The organism is Lentzea waywayandensis (genome assembly GCF_900115955.1).
GTDB classification, from domain to species: Bacteria; Actinomycetota; Actinomycetes; order Mycobacteriales; family Pseudonocardiaceae; genus Lentzea; species Lentzea waywayandensis.
Genome location: NZ_FOYL01000002.1, coordinates 735625 through 751646, shown reverse-complemented (window position 1 = coordinate 751646; position 16022 = coordinate 735625). Strand labels below are relative to the sequence as shown.

Genomic DNA, 16022 nt, shown 5'->3' with positions numbered 1-16022 from the left:
ACAAGATCGGGAGCGCTCTCACGGGCCCGAGCTGGGTATTGACCTGATAAGTGGTCTGTGCCACTTTCTACCTCACCCGTCGAGACCTGACCAATTGGTCACATCCCAGCGAGAGGTGAGTCGTGTCGCGCTCCGCTGCCTTGTTAGTCCTGGCGCTCACGTTGTCGGCCTGCGGTACGTCCGCGGGCGGCGGCGGTGGGAAGCAGGAGATCACCGTGTGGCTCATGAAGGACACGGCCACCGAGGAGTTCGTGTCGAAGTTCGAGAGCGAGTTCGAACGTGATCACGCCGACCTCGACCTGAAGATCCAGATTCAGGAGTGGAACGGCATCACGCAGAAGGTGACCAGTGCTCTGGCCAGCACTGATCCGCCGGACGTGATCGAGGTCGGCAACACCCAGGTCGCCCAGTACGTGGCCAGCAAGGGCGTCACGGACCTGTCCGCCAAGAAGAGCGAGCTTCAGGGCGACGACTGGATTCCGGGTCTGAGCGAACCGGGTGCGGTGGACGGCAAGCAGTTCGGCGTCCCCTTCTACGCGGCCAACCGGGTCGTCATCTACCGCAAGGACCTGTTCGAGGCCGCCCAGGTCACGCCGCCCAAGACGCGCGAGGAGTGGCTCACCGCCACCGCCAAGCTCGACCAGGGCGACCAGCAGGGGATCTACCTGCCCGGCCAGAACTGGTACACGCTGTCCGGGTTCGTCTGGGACGAGGGCGGCGACCTCGCCAAGCAGAGCGGCGACAAGTGGAGCGGCTCGCTGAACACGCCGCAAGCGTTGGCGGGCATGGACTTCTACCAGAAGCTCCAGGCGCTCGGTGACGGGCCGAAGGACTCCGACGAGGCCAAGCCGCAGCAGACGGACGTGGTCGCGGGCGGCAAGGTCGCGCAGTTCATCGCGGTGCCCGGCGCGGCGAAGCTCGTCACGAAGGCCAACCCGGAGCTCGAAGGCAAGATCGGCTTCTTCCCGATCCCCGGCAAGACCGCGGACAAGCCCGGCGCGGTGTTCACCGGCGGCTCCGACCTCATCATCCCGATGGCCTCCACCAGGCAGGACGGCGCGTACGAGGTCGTCAAGGCGCTCGCCGGCGAGAAGTGGCAGGTCGAGCTCGCGAAGGCGATGAACTACGTGCCGAACCGCAAGTCGCTCGCCAAGGACGTCGGGGGAGACCCCGGCACGGCGGCGATGGCCCAGGGCGCGGCCAACGGGCACGCCACCCCGAACTCGCCGAACTGGGCGGCGGTCGAGGCCCGCAACCCGATCAAGGAGTTCCAGACCGCGGTCCTGACCGGCGCCGATCCTCAGACAGCCGCCAAGGCCGCCGACGAAGTGATCACCCAAGCGCTCAACTCGGGCAAATGACGCTCCTGGCTGAAAGGCCGGTGCGGGAGACCGCGCCGGCCGCCCCGAAGCGCCGCAAGCGCCCGGTGCTGCCGTACCTGCTGATCGCTCCCACCCTGGTCACGACCGCGTACCTGCTGGTGTACCCGCTGGTCCGCAACGTGATCATCTCGCTGCAGGAGTTCGGGCTGCCGCAGCTCGTGCGCGGCGACGCGAAGTTCGTCGGGCTCGCGAACTACGTGAAGGTGCTGTCCGACCCCGAGTTCTGGGGCGTGGTGAAGCGAACGCTCTGGTTCACCGCGATCAACGTCGTGCTCATCATGGTCCTGTCCACCTTGGTCGCACTGCTGCTCGTCAGGCTCGGGAAGTGGCTGCGGCTACTGGTGATGGGCGGGCTCGTGCTCACCTGGGCGACACCGATCATCGCCGCCACCACGGTGTTCCAGTGGCTCTTCCAGTCCAGGCTCGGCGTCGTGAACTGGGCGCTGGTCGCGCTGGGCTTCCCCGAATACCGCGACTACACCTGGTTCGCGGACGGTGAGGCGACGTTCGGCATCCTCATCACGCTGATCGTCTGGCAGTCGATCCCTTTCGCCGCGTTGTCGTTGTACGCGGCGATGATCACCGTGCCGCAGGAGCTGTACGAGGCCGCGCGCATCGACGGCGCCGGCGCGTGGCGAGTGTTCTCGACCATCACCTTTCCCATGCTGCGAGCCATGTTCGGGCTGATCACGTGCCTGGAGGTGATCTGGGTCGTCAAGGCGTTCGTGCAGATCTGGGTGATCAGCCAGGGCGGTCCGGGCCAGGCCACGACGACGCTGCCGGTCTACGCCTTCCAGGTCGCGCAGTCGTTGCAGCGCTACGACCTGGGCGCCGCCGTGTCGATGCTCATGGTGGTGCTGCTCGTGCTCGCCCTGCTGGCGTACTTCCGCCAGCTCTACCGGCAGGAGCGGGACACATGATCGGACGGATCTCCCGGACCACGGCGGCACTGATCGTCTTCGTGATCTCGGTCTTCCCCGTGTACTGGATGGTGCTCACGGCCTTCAAGCCCACCAAGGACATCCAGAGCGCGACACCGACGTTCCTGCCGATCCCGATCACGTTCGACCACTTCGGCACGGCGATCGCCGCGAAGGGGTTCTTCTCGTTCTGGCGCAACAGCCTCCTGGTCGCGGGCGGCGCGGTGGTCCTGGCGCTGCTGGTGGCCCTGCTCGCGGCGTTCGCGATCGCGCGGTTGCGGTGGAAGGGCCGCCGGGCGTTCGTGCTGATGGTGTTCGTCGCGCAGATGACGCCGTGGGAGGCCCTGCTCATCCCGATCTACGTGATCGCCAGGGACACCGGCATGCTCGACACGCTGTGGATCCTCACGCTGGTCTACTTCATGATGACGCTGCCGTTCACCATCGTGACGTTGCGCGGGTTCCTCGCCGCCATCCCGGTCGACCTCGAAGAGGCGGCGCAGGTCGACGGCTGCACGCGCGGGCAGGCGTTCCGCAAGGTCGTGTTCCCCTTGCTGGCACCGGGTCTGCTGGCGACGTCGCTGTTCGGGTTCATCACCGCGTGGAACGAGTTCGCCTTCGCCAACGTGCTGATCATCAAGGACCAGGACGACCGCACGCTGCCGGTCTGGCTGTCCTCGTTCAACAACACCTTCGGCACCGACTGGTGCGCCACGATGGCCGCCTCGACGCTGTTCATGCTGCCGGTGCTGCTGATCTTCGTCGTGTTGCAGGGCCGGGTGACCACCGGCATCGTCGGAGGGGCGGTGAAGGGATGATCGTTCCACTCCCGACCAGGATCGTGCGCCGCGGCAGGGGCTTCACGCTGGACTCCGGCACGAGCGTGCGGGTCACGCCCGGCGCCGAGCCCGTGGCCAGGCTCCTGCGCTCGCTCCTCAGGCCCGCCACGGGACTGCCGTTGCCGATCGCGGACCACGGCCAGATCGTCATCGCGCTGGACGCCAAGCTCGTCGGACTCGGCGCGGAAGGGTACGCGCTGACCGTCAACGAACACGGCGTCCTGCTGCGCGCGGGCACCAAAAACGGTCTGACGCACGGGATTCAGACGATCCGCCAACTCCTGCCGGCCGAGGCGCTGAAGCCGACCCGAGCGTCCGAAGTGGACTGGACGTTGGCGGGCGTCGACATCCGCGACGTGCCCAGGCTGCCGTGGCGCGGGTTCATGCTCGACGTCGCCAGGCACTTCCAGCCGGTGCACGTGCTGCGCAGGTTCATCGACCTGATGGCACTGCACAAGCTCAACGTCCTGCACCTGCACCTCACCGACGACCAGGGCTGGCGCATGCCGGTGCCCGCCCACCCGTTGCTGACCTCGATCGGCGGCTGGCGCATCGAGACGAACGGCGACGGCGTCCCGCACGGCGGCACCTACACCCGCGCCGAGCTGGAAGGCCTGGTGGCGTTCGCCGCCGAGCGCGGCATCACGATCATGCCGGAGATCGAGATGCCCGGCCACGCCCGGGCCGCGCTCGCGGCCTACCCCGCCCTCGGCATCTCCCCGGAACCGCTGCCCGTCTGGACCCGTTGGGGCATCAGCGATGCCGCGTTCGGCCTGCACGCGATGGGCTTCGTCCGCGAGGTCCTGGCCGAGGTGCTGGAGGTCTTCCCCGGCGAGCACGTCCACCTCGGCGGCGACGAGTGCCTGCTGCCGGAGGACGTGCACGGCCAGTTCCTCCGCCAGGCGAGCAAGTACCTGCTCGACCGCGGCCGTGTCCCGGCCGCCTGGGAACCGACCGGCGACCCACGATCCGTCGTCATGCCGTGGAAGGACGAAACCCAGGCAACCAAAGCACTGGAGCGTGGCCAACCGGTCGTGATGGCCCCGCACACCTCCACTTACCTGGACTACCCGCAGTCGGACGCCCCGCACGAACCACCCGGCCAGCCCGGTTTCGTCGTGACCGCCCGCGACGTCTACCACGTGCCGCTGCCCGACGGCGTGCTCGGCGCCCAGTGCCAGCTGTGGACCGAGCACGTCCGCTCCCGTGACCACCTGGAATACCTGGCATTTCCCCGTCTTGCCGCGCTGGCCGACACCCTCTGGTCCCAGCGCCCCGAGTGGGAGGGCTTCACCACCAGGATGCGCCTCCACTCGCCCAGGCTCGCCGCCCTGTCCATCCCTGCCGAAATGAGGAGAGAACGTTGCGAGCACTCCTAGCCGCGTCCTGCGCGGCCATGGCGGTGGCAGCACTGGCCGTGGCGCCCAGCGCGTTCGCCGCCGACGCGATCACCGCCCAGTACCGGACCAGCGCGTCCGGTGCGACGACCGACCAGGCCGAATCGTGGTTCAAACTGGTCAACTCGGGCACCACGAGCGTGCCGCTGTCCGACGTGAAGATCCGCTACTACTTCAAGAGCGACACCCCGGACGTCGGCTACCGGTTCGCCTGCTCGTGGGCCGTGCGCGGCTGCGGCAACGTGACCGGCCAGTTCGGCACCCTGACCGGCGGCACGGCCGACCGTTACCTGGAGGTCGGCTTCACCTCCGGCGCCGGCGCGCTGAACCCCGGCGCCGACTCCGGAGACCTCCAACTCCGCTTCTACCGCACCAACTGGGGCCCGATCACCCAGTCCGACGACTACTCGTTCCGCGCTGAGAGCACCTACTCGGCGTGGAACCGCGTCACGGTCTACCGGGGCAGCACGCTGCTGTGGGGCACCCCGCCCGGCGGCAGCCCGCCCACCACCACGACGACCACCACGACGCCGCCGAACCCCAACGGCCCCAAGATGTTCGACGACTTCGCCTACACCAACTCGAGCGACTCGCGGATCGGCCAGCGCGGCTGGACCGTCCGCTCGGGCGGTGGCGGCCCCGGCGTGCCGGGCGCGACCTGGGACCCGTCGCGCATCACGTTCCCGACCGTCGACGGCCAGAAGGTCATGCGCCTCGACTCGTGGAACAACGGTTCCGCCGCCAGGCAGACCGAGCTGTACCACCAGCGGAAGTTCTTCGAGGGCACCTACGCGTCGCGCGTGAAGTTCAGCGACGCGCCCGTCTTCGGCCCGGACGGTGACCACGTCGTGCAGACGTTCTTCACCATCACCCCGCTCGACGCGCCGATGGCCCCGAACTACGGCGAGATCGACTTCGAGTACCTGCCCAACGGCGGTTGGGGCGAACCGGCCAACATCATGTACGAGACCACCTGGGAGACCTACCAGAACGAACCGTGGGTCGCCGACAACATCCACAACGAGCAGCGCGCGAGCTACAACGGCTGGCACGACCTCGTTTTCCAGGTCGCGAACGGCCGCGTGAAGTACTACATCGACGGCGTGCTGGTCGCCGACCACGGCGACAAGTACTACCCGGAGACGCCGATGTCGATCAACTTCAACCTGTGGTTCATCTCGGGCGGCCTGCAGGGCAGCAGCGCCGAACGCGCGTACCAGCAGGAGGTCGACTACGTGTACTTCGCCAAGGACCAGGTGCTGAGCCCGGCCCAGGTGAGGACGGCGGTGCAGGACTACCGCAACGCGGGCGTCGCGCACGTCGACAACGTGTGACCCCAACGGGCGCCTCGGGTTCCCGGGGCGCCCGTCGCGGTGCCGGCAGGTTTGACGCGGTACCCGGTCGGCCGACCCGCAAGGACATGACTGGGGAGGGGGCCCTCGTGTCGCGAGGCGGAGAGCAGGCGTTGATCGTGCTCGGACTTGTCGTGCTGGGTCTGGTGATGGGCATTGCCGTGAGCCTGCTGGGGATCGAGGCTCCGTGGACCTACGTGATCATGGGAGTCGTCGTGGTCGTCGTGGTACCGCCGATCATCAGGTACCGGTCACGGCCTCGCAGCTGACCTTCTGGCCGGCCGGCGCCGTCGCGGTCGCCAGCTCCTTGACGCCGTCGAGCAGGATGCGGCACGTCAGCACCTGGTCGCCCTTGGGCGTCGCGGTGACCTGCGCCTTCTCGCCGGCGTTGATCACGACCTCGAACGTCCACGGCAGCGGCTTCGAGACGCTGACGTTCTGCGGCGTCTCCTTGCGGTACCGGGTGGGCGACTCGGTGTACGTCACGTCCACGAGCGACTCGGCGGGCTGGGACGAGACCTCGTAGGTGATCGCCCAGCCCTTGCCGATGAGCGTCGTCCAGCCGCCGAAGTGGTTCACCAGGGCAACGGTCCCGCCGCCGACCACGGCCAGCACGACGAGGACCACCACGAGCGTCTTCATAGGACAGACGTTAGGGGTGAACGCCGTGCGCCGGCATCGTTCGGCGGTGTGACTCGCGGATCATTCCGGGGGACTACGCGCCGCGCTCCAGGTACTTCTTGATGCAGTGGACCACGCCCTGGCGGCTGGCGAACGGGTTGAAGTCGGCGAGCCGGTGGACCGAGAACCCCATGTCGCCCCACAGCCGCTCCATCTCGTCGTCGATCACGGCGAGGTCGGCGTTCTCACCGTGGCCGAACGTGGGCAGGTAGACGTTCCTGCCCACTTCCGCGCTGTTCTCGACGAGGCAGTTGTTCCAGGTGATGTGGTGCCACGGCCGCACCTTGACCGTCGTGTCGGCCACGGCACCCGCCGCCGCGAACTCGGCGACCACCTCGCGCAGTTCGGCGCCGTCGGGGGTGTCGGCGAACGCGCGCAGGGCGGCGAACGTGAGCTGCTGGGAGATGTGCGGCCGGTGCACGAGCGGGTTGCGCACGACGTCGAAGCCGCGTGCCTCGAAGTCCGCCGCGATCTCGTCGTAGGCGTTCTGCAGGCCGTACGGCGACCTGGTGCCGAGTGCGGTGTCCGCGAGCGCGGGGCTGCCGACCAGCACGCGGAACCGGCCGTCCACCCGTCCGACCGGCGTGACGAACATGTCGATGTGGAAGATCGGCTGGACGTCTCCGACGCCTCCGCCCGGAATGTCCAGGTGGTACTCACCGGCCTCGACCGTCGCGTAGTAAGCCTTGAGCCCCAACGGGCGGTTCGTACCGACCAGGACCAGTTCGCGGTCGCTGTCGACGTGCCTGCGGAACAGTTCCCGGACGAACTCCACGGCCGTCCGCCCCGCCGGCACGGAGATCGGCAGCTCACCGCTCTGGACGAGCTCCAGCGTGTCCAGGAAGTAGTCGGTGCCGAGCAGCCAGAAGTCGTCACCGATCAGGCAGTTGCCGCCCTGGAACACCAGTGGCGCCTGCGTTGCCCGCACCGAGCCGAACTCCTCGACGGCGTCCGCGATCAGCGAGTCGCCGGAGCGGGGGAACGACCACGGTTCCAGCAGGTACGTCCCGGCCTCGCCCTGGTCGGTGAGCGCGAGGTAGCCGTCCTCCGCCCAGTCCGTGAAGTCCACGTAGTCGGGCATCGGCACGTACTGGGCGGTGTGCCCGGCCTCGGTGAACCAGCCCTCGACGGTCTGGCGGTCGCTCTCGTGGTGCACCACGACGAACCCGGTGCCCGGCCGCAGCGCGCCGATCACCGACCGGTAGCCGGCCGTCAGCTCCGGGGTGTGCACGCCGTAGGACGGGAACGCGAGCAGCAGCCGGTCGATCGACCCCGACCACGAGGACACCAGGCTCGGGCGGGCGATGCCGGGCGTCGTCCGCAGCTGGTTCAGCACGCCGATGCGGGACGGGGCGAGCGACGGGACGCGATCTCCGTCCGTGCGGCGGTACGGGGGTGCGTCGGGAACGAGGAACCGGAAGGCGGCGTCGCCGTGCAGACCCATGCCGCCGATCCTAGTGACGTCGCGACGCCGGCGGGCTCACTTCAGCAGCAGGCGCACCGTGAGTTCGAGGCGGTTCGCGACGTCCGTGGCGGTGGCGCGGCGCGTGACCCAGGCGACGAGGTTCGACAGCCACACGTCGCCGATGACGCGGGCGATGGCCTTCTGCTCCTCGGTCGGTGCGTCGTCGCTCATCGCCTTGGTGAACATGCTCTCCATGAGCAGCGAGACGCGGTCGATCTCGGCGCCCGCGGAGGCGTCGGCGAAGGTGAACGCGCGCGTCATCGCCTCGGTGAGGTGCGGGTTGCGCTGAAGGCCCCTGGTGATGCGGCCGAGCACGAACAGCACGCGCTCGTACGGGCTCTCGCCGGGGACGGTGGTGCGGTCCATCTTCTCCTGGGCGCGTTCCAGTTCCACCGCGAGGCTCGACACGAGCAGGTGGACCTTCGAGGGGAAGTAGCGGTACAACGTGCCCAGCGCGACGTCCGCGCGGTCGGCCACGGCGCGCATCTGGACGGCGTCGAACCCGCCCTTCGACGCCAGCGCGATGGTCGCGTCGACGATCCGCTTGCGACGCTCGCGCTGGGCGGCCGAGCTGAGCTCGTCGCCCGCCATGAGCGCGTCCGTGCGCGACTTCGAAGGTGACACGGAGATGATCCTCCTGGAACGTGTTGCAGCTGCCTTCGCATCATACTCGATCGGTTTCCCAGCCATGATCTGTTGCCGGAAATAGAACACGTTCTATAAACTTCTTCATGTACTGGAGGAGGCCGCATGCCGATCGCCACGACCGGGGAACAACGCGCCCTGCGCGACAGCGTGGACGCCGCCAAGGGTGAGTGGGCGGATCTCGTCAAGGTCGGGTTCTTCGAGGTGACGCGGGAGGGCGGCACGGTCGCCGATCTCGCGGTGATGCTGGAGCGGGCGGCCGAGAACCTCGTGCCGGGGCCGTTGCTGCCCACGGCGCTGGTGTCGGTGCTGTTCCCCGACTTCGAGGGGGTCGCCGGCTTCGGGTTCTCGTCCCGTCATGTGGTCGGTGCCGCCGAAGCGACGCACCTGTTGCTCAAAACGGACAGCTGGATGCTCGTGCCGGCCGGGCAGGTCTCGGTGACGCCGCTCGAATCCGTGGACCACTCACGTTCGCTCGCCTCGGTCACGGTCAACGCGCCGGGGGACGTCACAGCGGACCCGACCGACCTCGCGGTGACGTTGATGGCCGCCGAGGCGAGCGGGGTCGCCGCGTGGTGCCTGAACACCGCTGTGGAGTACGCGAAACAGCGTCAGCAGTTCGGGCGTGTCATCGGGTCGTTCCAGGCCGTGAAGCACCTCTGCGTGGAGATGCTGTGCCGCGCGGAGCAGGCGTCGTCGGTGGCCTGGGACGCGGCGCGGTCGGTCGGCGAGGACGAACATCCGCTGGCGGCGGCGGTCGCGGCCGCGGTGGCGTTCGACGCGGCCGTCCGCAACGCCAAGGACTGCATCCAGGTGCTCGGCGGCATCGGCTTCACCTGGGAGCACGACGCGCACCGCTACCTGCGCCGGGCGTTGGCGCTACAGCAACTCGCGGGCGGCGTCGCGCAGTGGCGCCGACGTGTCGCCGAGCTGGCGTTGGCGGGAGCGCGACGGTCGCTCACCGTTCAGGTCGAGTCAGATCCCGACGTGCGGACGTTCGCGGAGGAGATCGCCGGGCTGGATCCCGCGGCTCAACGGGAACGGCTGGCGGACAGCGGGTTCCTGGTGCCGCACTGGCCCAGGCCGTACGGGCAGGACGCCGACCAGGCCAGGCAGATGGTCATCGACAGCGAGTTCGTCCGTGCCGGGGTGCGCAGGCCGGACCTGATCATCGGCGGCTGGGCGGGACCGACGATCCTCCGCCACGGCACGCCGGAGCAGCAGGCGCGGTTCGTGCCGCCGACGTTGAGCGGCGAGCTGACCTGGTGTCAGCTGTTCAGCGAACCCGAGGCCGGCTCTGACCTGGCCTCGTTGCGCACCAAGGCTCTCAAGGTCGACGGCGGCTGGAAGCTCACCGGGCAGAAGGTCTGGACGTCGCTCGCACACCAGGCCGACTGGGCGATCTGCCTGGCCCGTACGGACTCCAGCGTCCCGAAGCACAAGGGCATCACGTACTTCCTGGTCGACATGCGCGCGGCCGGGGTGGACGTGCGGCCGTTGCGGGAGATCACCGGCGACGCGCGGTTCAACGAGGTCTTCCTGGACGACGTGTTCGTGCCGGACGACTGCGTGGTCGGCGCGGTGAACGACGGCTGGCGGCTGGCGCGCACCACCCTCGCGAACGAACGCGTCGCGATGGGCTCGGCACTCGGCGAGCCGCTGGAGCAGGTCCTGAGGTCGCCCGCGGCTCCGGACCACGCGGAACGGCTGGGTGCCCTGGTAGCGCAGGGACTGGCGGTGTCCGTGCTGGACCTGCGGGCGAGTCTGCGGGTGCTGAGCGGGCAGGAGCCGGGCGCCGAGTCCAGCGTGCGCAAGCTGGCCGGGGTGCGACAGCGGCAGGACGTCGCCGAGTTCGCGGTCGAGCTGCTCGGTCCGGAAGCTGCGGTCGAAGGTGAGCTGATCTACGAGTTCCTGCTGACCCGGTGCCTGAGCATCGCGGGCGGAACGACGCAGGTGTTGATGAACCTTGCTGGTGAACGCATTCTCGGTCTACCGAGGGAGCCCTAGATGGATTTCCAGCTCGACGAGACCCAGCGCGAGATCGCCACCCTGGCGGCCGACGTGCTGGGCAGGGAGAGCGGCACCCCCTGGAAAGCGTTGGGGGAGGCGGGGTTGCTGGCCCTGGCCGTTCCGGAACGGCTTGGTGGTGACGGGCTCGGCGTGCTGGAGACGGCCGTGCTGCTCACCGAGGTCGGCCGACGGGCGGTGGACGTTCCGGCGCTGGCCACCCTTGCGTTGGGCGTGTTGCCGATCGTGCGCCACGGCACCGCAGAACAGCAGGACGCCCTGCTGCCACTGGTGACCGAACAGCACGGCGTGCTGACGGCCGCGTTGAGCGAGCCGTCGAAGCCCTTGCCTGCCGACCCGAGAACCGTGGCGGGACCGGACGGCATCTTCGGCATGAAGATCAACGTGCCGTACGCCGCCGAGGCACAACGAATCCTCGTCAGCACGAGCAACGGTGTCTTCGTCGTGGATCCTTCGCAGCCCGGAGTGTCCATATCGGACGAAACCGTGCGGTTCGAAGGCGCCCGGGGTGAGCTCCTCGAAGGCGCGGCGGACGACATCCGCCGGTTCGCCCTGGCCGGAGCGGTAGCGGTGGCGGACGGCGTCCTGGCCGGAGCCCTCGACCTCACCGTCGAGCACGTCGGCACCCGTCACCAGTTCGGCAAGCCGCTGGCGACGTTCCAGGCGGCGGCGTGCCTGGTCGCGGACGTCTACATCGCCTCCCGCACCCTGCATCTGGCCGCGCTGACCGCCGCCTGGAGCCTCGACGACAACGACCTCGGCACCGCCGCCTACTGGCTCGCGGCCGAGGCCCTGCCGGCCGTGCACACCTGTCACCACCTGCACGGCGGCCTCGGGCTCGACATCACCTACCCGATGCACCGCTACTACGGCCTGGCCAAGGAGCTGACGCGGTTCGTCGGCGGAGTGGAGCACCGCTTGGGAGCCATCGATGTTCATTGACCTCACCGCCGAGCAGCTCAAGCTGCGCGACGAGCTGCGCGAGTACTTCGCGACCGTCATGTCCGACGCCGAACGCGAGGCGATGCTGACCGAACGGCACGGCGTGACCTACCGCGAGCTGGTGCGCAGGCTGGGACGCGACGGAAGGCTCGGCGTCGGATGGCCGAAGGAGTACGGCGGGCTGGGGTTCGGGCCGATCGAGCAGCAGATCTTCGTCAACGAGGCCGCCCGCGCGGACGTCCCGCTGCCGTACGTGACGCTGCAGACCGTCGGCCCGACGCTTCAGACGTACGGAACCCAGGAGCAGAAGGACTTCTTCCTGCCGCGCATCCTCAGCGGCGACCTGCACTTCGCCATCGGCTACACCGAACCGGACGCGGGCACCGACCTGGCCGCGTTGCGCACCAAGGCGATCCGCGAAGACGATCACTACGTCGTCAACGGGCAGAAGACGTTCACGACGGGCGGCCACGACGCGGACTACGTGTGGCTGGCCTGCCGCACCGGGGAAACGGACTCGCGGCACAAGGGCATCACGATCCTGATCGTCGACACCACCGACCCCGGCTACTCGTGGACGCCGATCATCACGTGCGACGGCGCCCACCACGTCAACGCGACTTACTACAACGACGTTCGCGTGCCCGAGGGCCGCAGGGTCGGCGAGGAGAACAAGGGCTGGCGGCTGATCACCACCCAGCTCAACCACGAGCGCGTGATGCTCGGCCCGTCCGGACGGCTCGGCGCGCTGGTCGAACGGGTCCACGCCTGGGCCTCGGAACGTCAGCTCCTCGACGAACCGGACGTGCGAAGGGCATTCGCCGAGGCGCGGGCGGTCCACCGGGTGAACGAGCTGCTCAACTGGCAGGTGGCGAGCGGTGAACTGGAGGTCGCGGACGCGTCGGCGACGAAGGTGTTCGCCGCGGACAGGACCCAGCGCGTCGGCCGCCTGATGGAGGAGCTCGTCGGACGCCACGGTGCGCCCGCGGAACTCACGAAGTGGCTGGACGTCCAGGCGCGGCGCAACCTCGTGCTGACGTTCGGCGGGGGAGTGCAGGAGATCCAGCGCGAGCTGATCGCGAACATCGGGCTCGGACTACCGCGGGTGGTGCGATGACGGACAAAGCTGCCATCGAGAAGGAGGCCGCCCGCATCGCCGAGCAGGGCGAATGCGCGCCACGACTGGCCCGTGACCCGGTCAACCAGCCGATGATCAACAACTGGCTGGAGGCCATCGGCGACGAACACCCCGGCTACACGGGGACGGCGCCGCCCGCGATGGTCCAGGTCTGGACGATGGCGGGACTGCACGGCCAGCGCACCCTGGACGACCCGCTCGGCGCGATGATGTCGATCCTGGACGAGGCCGGCTACACCTCGGTCGTCGCGACCAACAGCGACCAGACCTACCACCGCTACCTCAAGGTCGGCGAACACCTGTCGGTGACGACGAGCCTGGAGGACGTGACCGGGCCGAAGAGGACCGGGCTGGGTGAGGGCTGGTTCGTCACGACCAGGAGCACGTGGTGGGTCGGCGACGAGGCCGTGGCCGAGATGCGGTTCCGGGTGCTGAAGTTCAAGCCCGCCCACGCCCCCCGGCCGGAAACCGCCTCGGCCCAGTCGAGTACGCCCGCCGTGCAACCGGCGCCCCCCGAGGTCCAGGCCATTCGCCCCTCCGTCAACCGCGACACCGAGTACTTCTGGGAAGGCACCCGGCAGGGCGAGCTCCGCATCCAACGGTGCGGCGGCTGCGGTCTGCTGCGCCACCCACCAGGCCCGATGTGCCCGGAATGCGGTGCCACGAAGCCGAAGTACCTCGTCTCGGAGGGGTACGGCGTGGTCTACAGCTACGTCGTGCACCACCACCCGCAGGTGCCGGGCAAGCAGACCCCGTTCGTCATCGCCCTGATCGAACTGGACGAGGGCGTGCGGATGCTGGGCGAACTGGACGGCGTGCCCAGTGTCGGGCAACGAGTCGAGGTCGTGTTCACCAAGGTCGACGACGACCTGACGATGCCGAGCTGGAGGCCCCGTGCGGATCGGTGATTCCCTGCCCGAGTGGCACGTCGAGGCCACGCCGACGTTCGTGATCAGCACCGCGCTGGCCACCCGTGACTTCCAGGACGTGCACCACGACCGCGACCTGGCGATCCAGCGCGGATCGAAGGACATCTTCATCAACATCCTCACCACCACCGGCCTGGTGCAGCGCTACGTCACGGACTGGGCGGGCCCGGAAGTACTCGTGCGCCAGGTGAACATCAAGCTCGGCGCGCCCTGCTTCGCCTACGACACGCTGAAGTTCTTCGGCCAGGTCGTCGAACGCGAGCAGCGGGACCTGACCATCGAGGTCGTCGGCCGGACCGCGCACGGAGACCACGTCACCGGAACCGTGAAGATCGAGGTGCCCGCGTGAACGCCGCGATCGTCGGTATCGGCGCGACCGACTTCTCGAAGGACTCCGGCCGCAGCGAACTCCAGCTGGCGGCCGAGGCCGTCAGGGCCGCGCTCGACGACGCCGGCCTCGAACCGTCCGATGTGGACGGCCTGGTCAGCTTCACCATGGACACCAACGCCGAGATCGCGGTCGCCCGTGAGCTGGGCATCCCGGAGCTGACGTTCTTCAGCCGCGTCCACTACGGCGGCGGGGCGGCGTGCGCGACGGTCCAGCAGGCCGCGATGGCCGTCGAGACGGGCGCGGCGAAGGTCGTGGTCTGCTACCGGGCGTTCAACGAACGCTCCGGGCACCGGTTCGGGCAGGTGCAGACCGCGGCGGCCGCCAACATCGACAACAGCTGGTCGTACCCGATGGGTCTGGGCACGCCGGCCGCGATGGTCGCCATGTTCGCCCGCCGGTACATGCACGAGTACGGCGCCACGAGCGAGGACTTCGGCCGGATCGCGGTGATCGACCGCAAGCACGCCGCCACGAACCCGCACGCCTGGTTCCACGACCGGCCGATCACCCTGGACGACCACCAGGCGTCACGATGGATCGCCGAACCGCTCCGGCTCCTCGACTGCTGCCAGGAAAGCGACGGCGGAGTCGCACTGGTCGTCACCTCGGCCGAACGAGCCCGCGACCTGCCGAACAAGCCCGCGCACGTCAAGGCGGCGACGCAGGGCAGCGGCGTGGACCAGTTCACGATGACCAGCTACTACCGCGACGACCTGACCAGGCTGCCCGAGATGGGCGTGGTGGCGAGGGGGCTGTGGGAGAAGTCGGGCATCGGACCGTCCGATGTGGACGTAGCTGTGCTCTACGACCACTTCACGCCGTTCGTCCTGGTCCAACTCGAGGAGCTGGGCTTCTGCGGACGCGGGGAGGCCAAGGACTTCATCAAGTCCGGCGCGCTCGAACTGGACGGGACGCTCCCGCTCAATCCGCACGGCGGCCAGCTCGGCGAGGCCTACCTGCACGGCATGAACGGCATCGCCGAGGGCGTGCGCCAGGTGCGCGGCACCGCGGTGAACCAGGTCGCGGACGTGGAGCACGTCCTGGTCACCGCCGGCACCGGCGTCCCGACCAGCGGCCTAGTCCTCGGTCAGCTGTAGTACGGCATCAGCGAGAACGGGACGGTCCCCGGCGAAAGTCGTCAGCACGAGCCGGGAACCGTCCCGCCACACCCGCGTCGTCAAGGTCTCGCCGGGGAAGACCACGCCCGCGAACTTCGCCCCGAACGACGACACCTGCTCCGGTCCGTCGAGCATCGCGTCGATCACGGCCTTGCACACCACCCCGTAGGTGCACAGCCCGTGCAGGATCGGCGCGTCGAACCCGGCGCGGACAGCGAACTCGGGATCGGCGTGCAGCGGATTCCGGTCGCCGCACAACCGGTACAGGTAGGCCTGCTGCGGCAGCGTCGGGGTCTCGATCACGAAGTCCGGTGCGCGCGACGGCACCTCCACCTTGCCCGAGGGCCCGCGGTCGCCGCCGAACCCGCCCTCGCCACGGGCGAAGATGCTGGACCGGGTCGTGTACAGCGCGGTGCCGTCCGGGGTGAGAGCGGTCGACTCCTGCACGATGACCGCGGCTTTCCCCTTGTCCCAGACGTCCGCGATCCGCGTTCGCAACACCGCCTCACCTTCAGCGGGTAGCGGAGCGTGCACGGTGATCTCCTGCGTGCCGTGCAACACCCGAGCCAGGTCGATGTCGACGCCGGGAAACGACACGGCGGGCGGCGCGGTCTCGTGGAAGCGTGGCGCGACGACGCCGAACGTCGGCAGCACCCGCAATCCCCGCTCGTAGACGTAACGGAGTTCCGTCGCCCCCAGAGCCAGGTGGTAGAGCAGCACGTCGGACTCGGACCAGGAGAACTTGATCTCGGGAAGTTCCGCCCCGACGGCGACGGCGGGATCGATCGGCATCAG

At 68.9% G+C, this 16022-nt stretch carries 16 protein-coding genes; 12 read left to right on the top strand and 4 right to left on the bottom strand.

Annotated features, from left to right (window positions below):
- Positions 1 to 122: 122 nt before the first annotated feature.
- The 6 genes from BM417_RS08340 (at position 123) to BM417_RS08315 (ending at position 6159) form a co-directional block, all read left to right on the top strand.
- Positions 123 to 1361 (top strand): extracellular solute-binding protein, encoded by a 1239-nt coding sequence (locus tag BM417_RS08340; RefSeq protein ID WP_218164391.1) that lies wholly within the window; start codon positions 123 to 125, stop codon positions 1359 to 1361.
- Positions 1358 to 2302, top strand: a complete 945-nt coding sequence (locus BM417_RS08335) for a carbohydrate ABC transporter permease (protein WP_093589550.1) — start codon at positions 1358 to 1360, stop codon at positions 2300 to 2302. Before BM417_RS08340 ends, BM417_RS08335 begins: the two co-directional genes overlap by 4 nt.
- Positions 2299 to 3120: a carbohydrate ABC transporter permease gene (locus tag BM417_RS08330; protein ID WP_093589547.1), complete on the top strand. Its 822-nt coding sequence runs from the start codon at positions 2299 to 2301 to the stop codon at positions 3118 to 3120. Before BM417_RS08335 ends, BM417_RS08330 begins: the two co-directional genes overlap by 4 nt.
- Positions 3117 to 4520, top strand: a complete 1404-nt coding sequence (locus tag BM417_RS08325; protein WP_093589544.1) for a beta-N-acetylhexosaminidase — start codon at positions 3117 to 3119, stop codon at positions 4518 to 4520. The genes BM417_RS08330 and BM417_RS08325 overlap by 4 nt, the downstream gene beginning before the upstream one ends.
- The gene (locus BM417_RS08320; RefSeq protein WP_218164390.1) at positions 4505 to 5872 is read left to right on the top strand and encodes a cellulose binding domain-containing protein; all 1368 of its coding nucleotides are present in this window, start codon (positions 4505 to 4507) and stop codon (positions 5870 to 5872) included. The genes BM417_RS08325 and BM417_RS08320 overlap by 16 nt, the downstream gene beginning before the upstream one ends.
- A 107-nt stretch (positions 5873 to 5979) precedes the next feature.
- Positions 5980 to 6159 carry a hypothetical protein gene (locus BM417_RS08315; protein WP_093589538.1) on the top strand — a complete coding sequence of 60 codons (180 nt, stop codon included), beginning with the start codon at positions 5980 to 5982 and terminating at the stop codon, positions 6157 to 6159.
- Here BM417_RS08315 and BM417_RS08310 read toward each other — a convergent pair.
- From BM417_RS08310 to kstR, 3 genes are all read right to left on the bottom strand, one after another.
- Positions 6131 to 6532 (bottom strand): hypothetical protein, encoded by a 402-nt coding sequence (locus BM417_RS08310; protein ID WP_093589535.1) that lies wholly within the window; start codon positions 6530 to 6532, stop codon positions 6131 to 6133. The two genes, BM417_RS08315 and BM417_RS08310, sit on opposite strands and share 29 nt — an antisense overlap.
- Before the next feature lie 73 nt (positions 6533 to 6605).
- On the bottom strand, positions 6606 to 8015 hold the full coding sequence (locus BM417_RS08305) for a hypothetical protein (protein WP_093589532.1): 1410 nt from the start codon (positions 8013 to 8015) through the stop codon (positions 6606 to 6608).
- A gap of 36 nt (positions 8016 to 8051) precedes the next feature.
- Positions 8052 to 8627 carry a cholesterol catabolism transcriptional regulator KstR gene (kstR, locus tag BM417_RS08300; protein WP_245821835.1) on the bottom strand — a complete coding sequence of 192 codons (576 nt, stop codon included), beginning with the start codon at positions 8625 to 8627 and terminating at the stop codon, positions 8052 to 8054.
- 159 nt (positions 8628 to 8786) lie between these two features.
- Between kstR and BM417_RS08295 the strand changes: the two genes are divergently transcribed.
- From BM417_RS08295 to BM417_RS08270, 6 genes are read left to right on the top strand one after another with little or no spacing between them, the layout of a single operon-like run.
- Positions 8787 to 10688 carry an acyl-CoA dehydrogenase family protein gene (locus tag BM417_RS08295; protein WP_093589529.1) on the top strand — a complete coding sequence of 634 codons (1902 nt, stop codon included), beginning with the start codon at positions 8787 to 8789 and terminating at the stop codon, positions 10686 to 10688.
- A complete protein-coding gene (locus tag BM417_RS08290) occupies positions 10689 to 11651 on the top strand; it encodes an acyl-CoA dehydrogenase family protein (RefSeq protein WP_093589527.1) in 963 nt (320 codons plus the stop codon).
- Positions 11641 to 12768 (top strand): acyl-CoA dehydrogenase family protein, encoded by a 1128-nt coding sequence (locus BM417_RS08285; RefSeq protein ID WP_093589524.1) that lies wholly within the window; start codon positions 11641 to 11643, stop codon positions 12766 to 12768. The genes BM417_RS08290 and BM417_RS08285 overlap by 11 nt, the downstream gene beginning before the upstream one ends.
- A complete protein-coding gene (locus BM417_RS08280; RefSeq protein WP_093589521.1) occupies positions 12765 to 13697 on the top strand; it encodes a bifunctional MaoC family dehydratase N-terminal/OB-fold nucleic acid binding domain-containing protein in 933 nt (310 codons plus the stop codon). The genes BM417_RS08285 and BM417_RS08280 overlap by 4 nt, the downstream gene beginning before the upstream one ends.
- A complete protein-coding gene (locus tag BM417_RS08275; RefSeq protein WP_093589518.1) occupies positions 13684 to 14067 on the top strand; it encodes a MaoC family dehydratase in 384 nt (127 codons plus the stop codon). Before BM417_RS08280 ends, BM417_RS08275 begins: the two co-directional genes overlap by 14 nt.
- Positions 14064 to 15206 (top strand): lipid-transfer protein, encoded by a 1143-nt coding sequence (locus BM417_RS08270; protein WP_093589515.1) that lies wholly within the window; start codon positions 14064 to 14066, stop codon positions 15204 to 15206. Before BM417_RS08275 ends, BM417_RS08270 begins: the two co-directional genes overlap by 4 nt.
- On the opposite strand, the gene BM417_RS08265 is transcribed toward BM417_RS08270, so the two are convergent.
- Entirely contained in the window at positions 15186 to 16019 is an 834-nt protein-coding gene (locus tag BM417_RS08265; RefSeq protein WP_093589512.1) for a MaoC/PaaZ C-terminal domain-containing protein, read from the bottom strand. The genes BM417_RS08270 and BM417_RS08265 overlap by 21 nt on opposite strands.
- Positions 16020 to 16022 lie beyond the last annotated feature (3 nt).